The following is a 4,501-nucleotide window of genomic DNA, read 5'->3' as shown; positions in this document are numbered from 1 at the left end:
TCGCGACATAATAGATGGTGGCGCCGGTACGCTGGGCGACGCCGGCGACCGAGGTCGATTGCGCAACATAGCCGTTGCGCTCGGCGACAGCGGTGATCCAGTCGGCGAGCACGCCACCGCCCTGGCCGCCGACCGCCAGCACGGCGAGCTTGATGACACGCTCGCTATCCTGAGCGCCGGCGCGGGCGCGAAGTGGGGGGACGGCGTCAAGCATCGGCGAAGGTCAGGCGCCGGCTTTCGCGGCGGCGCTGCAACAGGCTGATGGTGGTCCGGCGCGCGGCTTCCAGGAAGCGATCCCAGCGGCTCGGATTGTGTACGACGTCGGCGCGGTAGAAGGACGGGCAGAGCACCGCCGCATCGGCGACCTCGCCACAATTGCCGCAGCCAACGCAGCTCTGGTCGATATGAGCGACCGGATCGTCGCGCAGCGGATCGTCTGTTGACTTGACCGACAGCGAGGGACAGCCGGACAGCCGCATGCAGGCATGGTCGCCCGTGCAGATGTCCTCATCGACGCCGAATTTCGGTTTCACCACACGCTCGCCGCCCTTGATCGCCTTGTCGACCAGCGGCTTTTCGCGGCGCTGCCGGTTGAGCATGCATTCGGACGAAGCGACGATGACCTTCGGCCCTTTCTCCTCCGTCGTCAGTGCTTCGCGCAGCGTGTCCTGCACCTTGGTCACGTCATAGGTGCGGTCGACATGGCGCAGCCATTTGACGCCCATGCCTTTCACCGCCTCGGTGATCGGGTGCTTCGTCGACTTGGTCTTGTTGCCGGCGCGCGATGACAGGATGTCCTGCCCACCCGTGGCCGCCGAGTAAAAATTGTCGACGATGACGATGACGCCGTCGTTCTTGTTGAACACCGCATTGCCGATCGAGGAGGTCAGGCCGTTGTGCCAGAAGCCGCCATCGCCGACGAAGGAGATCGAGCGGCGCTTGGCATCAGGCGAATTGAAGGCTGAGGCGGAGGCCGGGCCCAGGCCATAGCCCATGGTGGTGGCGCCGAGTTCGAAAGGCGGCATGATCGAGAACAAATGGCAGCCGATGTCGGATGCGATATGGTGCTTGCCGAGTTCCTGCTCGACCAGTTTTGTCGCGGCAAAGATCGGCCGTTCCGGGCAGCCTATGCAGAAGCCCGGCGGACGGCCCGGCACGACATTGATCAGGTCGGCTGCGTCGACGCCGTCACCGACCTTGTTGGGCGCGCGCACTTCGCCGGGCAGAAGATGCGGCGCCTCGGCGCGCAGGAAGGCGCCGATGCCGTCAAGCATGACCTGGCCGGTATATTCGCCGGCCATCGGCAGGTACTCCTTGCCGACCAGCCTGGTGCCGCGACCGGCCTTGTGCAGCATCGAAGCAAAGGCCTGTTCGATGTAGTTGGGCTGGCCTTCCTCGACGACCAGCACCGCCTGCTTGCCCTCGCAGAATGACAGGAACTCGTCATCGATCAGCGGATAGACGGCGTTGAGCACATAGAGCGGCACGTCGGTGTCGCCATAAATGTCGGCAAGGCCGAGCCGCTGCAGCGCGCGGATGACCGAATTGTACATGCCGCCCTGCAGGACGATGCCGACCGAACCATGATCCGAGCCGAAGAACTCGTTGATCTTGTTCTTGGCGATGAAGTCCACCGCCGCCGGCCAGCGCTTCTGCACCTTCTCCTTCTCATGCAGGAAGGACGCTGGCGGCAGCACGATGCGGCCGGTGTCGCGGCGCGGTGCGTCAAGCGCATCGGCGACAGTCATCGGCGGCCGTTTGTTGTCCTTGGCGATGAAATGGCCGTGGACGTGGCAGCAGCGGATGCGCACCTGCAGCATGACCGGCGTGTTGGAAATCTCCGACAGTTCGAAACCGTCCTCCACCGCCTTGACGATCGATGGCAGATTGGGGCGCGGATCGAGCAGCCAGACCTGGCTTTTCATGGCGAAGGCATGGCTGCGCTCCTGCATGATCGAGGAGCCTTCGCCATAATCCTCGCCGACAATGATCAGCGCGCCGCCGGTGACGCCGCCGGAGGCGAGGTTGGCCAGCGCATCGGAGGCGACATTGGTGCCGACCGTCGACTTGAAGGTCGCCGCACCGCGGATCGGATAATGCACTGACGCCGCCAGCATGGCGGTGGCGGTGGCTTCGGATGCGCTGGCTTCGAAATGCACGCCGAGTTCGCCCAGAATGTCCTGCGCGTCGGCCAGCACGTCCATTAGATGGCTGATCGGCGCGCCTTGATAGCCGCCGACATAGCCGACGCCGCATTGCAGCAGCGCTTTGGTGATGGCGAGGATGCCTTCGCCGGCAAATTCCTCGCCGGCACCCAGCCGAAGCTTTTCGACTTCCTTGGCAAAAGAGCGTTCGGCCATTTTTTCTCCTTCCGTTACCGCCTGAGGCTGGCGGCGCGTAGGTCTATCTGCTTGAGCATGACCTCTTCCGAAAACCGGGATCCACTTTTCGGGGTCATGCTAGATGTCGTGCTTGCGAATGTTCTTCAGCATCTTCAAAAGCGTGGCGATGAGTGCGGAATATTCAGCGTCGTCGATATCGTCGAACATCGCCTCGAACGCGTCATGCATGGCCGGCCAGGCGCGCGCGAACTCGGCGCGGCCCTCGTCGGTCAGGAACACATGGCGGATGCGGCTGTCGGTGACACCCTGTTCGCGCCGTACCAGGCCCTGGCCCTCGAGTGAGTCGAGCGTCCGGCTCAAGGTCGACTGCTCGATGACCGTATAGACCGAGAGGTCGTTGACGGTGATGCCGTCGGTGACCGACAGCACGGCCAGGGTGCGCACCTGCGGAATGGTCAGGCCCTGCTTGCGGAAATCGTCGCGCAGAGTGGCGTTGTAGCGGCCCATGATGCGGTTCATCAGATAGGGCGCGAATTGCTGCAGGCCGATCTGCCCCAGGGTCGAAATGCGCTGGCGCTTCTCAGTGACCTTCTCTTCCATCACAGCCTCCCCGCCAGGAGAAAGCCGGAACCGCCGCCGAGACCCGCGCCCGGGTGGGTCGAGGCGCCGATATGGTAGAGGTTCTTGATGCCGGTCTGATGGTTGCGGCTGCTCTTGAACGGCCGCCACAGGAAGGACTGGTCGATGGTCGAGGAACCGCCATAGGGATCGCCGCCGACCAGATTGATGTTCATCGCCTCGAGATCGGCCGGCGAATAGGCGCGCCGCGCAATGACGCTGTCCTTGAAGCCCTCGATATGGCTGGCGAGGATCGCTTCAGCGCGATCGGCATAGGCTTCGCGCAGCACATCGGTCCATTGCCCGTCCGCTGGTGCCTGCAGCTTGCCGGCGGCGTCGCCCTTGATGTGGCGAGGCGCCTCGGGCAGTTGCAGCCAGAGGACCGCCTTGCCTTCCGGGCAGCGCGACGGGTCGAGCGCATGCGGCTGGCCGACACAGATGGTCGGCACCTCCGGCAGCATACCGCGCGCCGCCTCGTTGCAGGCTTTCGAGACGCCATCCAGCCCAGGCGTCAGATGCAGCAGTGCCACCTTGTCCAGGCCTTCGCCCCGCCATGCTGGCGATTTGTCCAGGGCGTAGTGGATCTGGAAATTGCCTTTGCCATAGCGGTATTTCCGCGTCGCCTCGACATCGGCTTTGGGAGCATCCGCTCCAAGCAGCCTGCCATAGAGCTGCGTCGGGGTGACCGAGCAGATGACGCTCTTGTTGGCCGTGATTGTCTCACCCGAGGCCAGCAGCACGCCGGTTGCCCGGCCATTGCTTTGATCGATCGAAGCGACGTCGGCGCCGGTGCGGATGTCGCCGCCGCGTTCCCGGATCAAAGCCTCGAAGGCCGCCAGCAGGTTCTGCGCGCCACCCTTGACGATCGGTGCCCCGGCCGCTTCCAGCGCGAAGGCGATGACCTTGGCGATCTGGCCGGAGAATGCATCTTCGGGTCCAAGCCCAGCATGCAGCACCCAGGGCGCCCACAGCGCACGGATGGTTTCAGACTGGTAGGTGCTTTCGAGCCAGTTGCGCGCCGGCACGAGCGCTTCGCCAAGAAAGGCGGCAAGGCCACGCGGGCCCCGCCGCCAGCCATCACCGGCAAGCAGCTTTGCTGTCGGGTAAGACCACAGGCTGCCGCCGAGCAAGCCGAACAGCAGGCCGGCATTGCGCTCGATGCCGCCGACATCATCCGCGTGCCGGTCACCGTCGCCTGCCGCGATCGCATTAAGGACGCTGACGTTGGCGGCACGGTCGGTGGCGAGCACGGCATGGCTGCCGTCCGGCCGCAGCACGCCGGTCGGCGTGCCCGTGTGGCAGAACTCCAGCCCGTGCCGTGCTAGGTCGGCGCCCAGTGCCGCAAAGGCCGGAGAAGTGATGAACAGCACGAAGGTCGTCGCCATCACATCATGGATGAAGCCGGGCGCGGTGATCTCCTCGCTGCGCATGCAACCGCCAATGCGGTCGTTGCGCTCCAGGACGAGCACACGCGCCCCTTTGCCCCCGAGCATCGCCGCGCAGACCAGCGCGTTGATGCCGCTGCCGACGATGATGTGATC

General features: G+C 64.7%; 3 protein-coding genes and 1 pseudogene. All 4 read right to left on the bottom strand.

From position 1 onward, the window contains the following. Positions 1–214 (bottom strand): annotated as a pseudogene (locus tag EN749_RS31185) (hypothetical protein); the annotation flags it as partial. Continuing rightward, complete coding sequence (locus EN749_RS31180) at positions 207–2,360, bottom strand: indolepyruvate ferredoxin oxidoreductase subunit alpha (protein ID WP_128364597.1); 2,154 nt, start codon at positions 2,358–2,360, stop codon at positions 207–209. The pseudogene EN749_RS31185 and the gene EN749_RS31180, both read right to left, overlap by 8 nt. 99 nt (positions 2,361–2,459) lie before the next feature. Then, positions 2,460–2,942, bottom strand: a complete 483-nt coding sequence (locus EN749_RS31175) for a MarR family transcriptional regulator (protein WP_127321410.1) — start codon at positions 2,940–2,942, stop codon at positions 2,460–2,462. Beyond that, the coding region (locus tag EN749_RS31170; RefSeq protein ID WP_145991072.1) for an NAD(P)/FAD-dependent oxidoreductase at positions 2,942–4,501 on the bottom strand (1,560 nt) is incomplete at its 5' end. The genes EN749_RS31170 and EN749_RS31175, both read right to left, overlap by 1 nt.

This window comes from Mesorhizobium sp. M7A.F.Ca.ET.027.02.1.1 (assembly GCF_004022985.1).
Classification (GTDB): Bacteria; Pseudomonadota; Alphaproteobacteria; order Rhizobiales; family Rhizobiaceae; genus Mesorhizobium.
The sequence above is the reverse complement of the archived record's forward strand: the minus strand, read 5'-3'. Positions and strand labels throughout refer to the sequence as shown.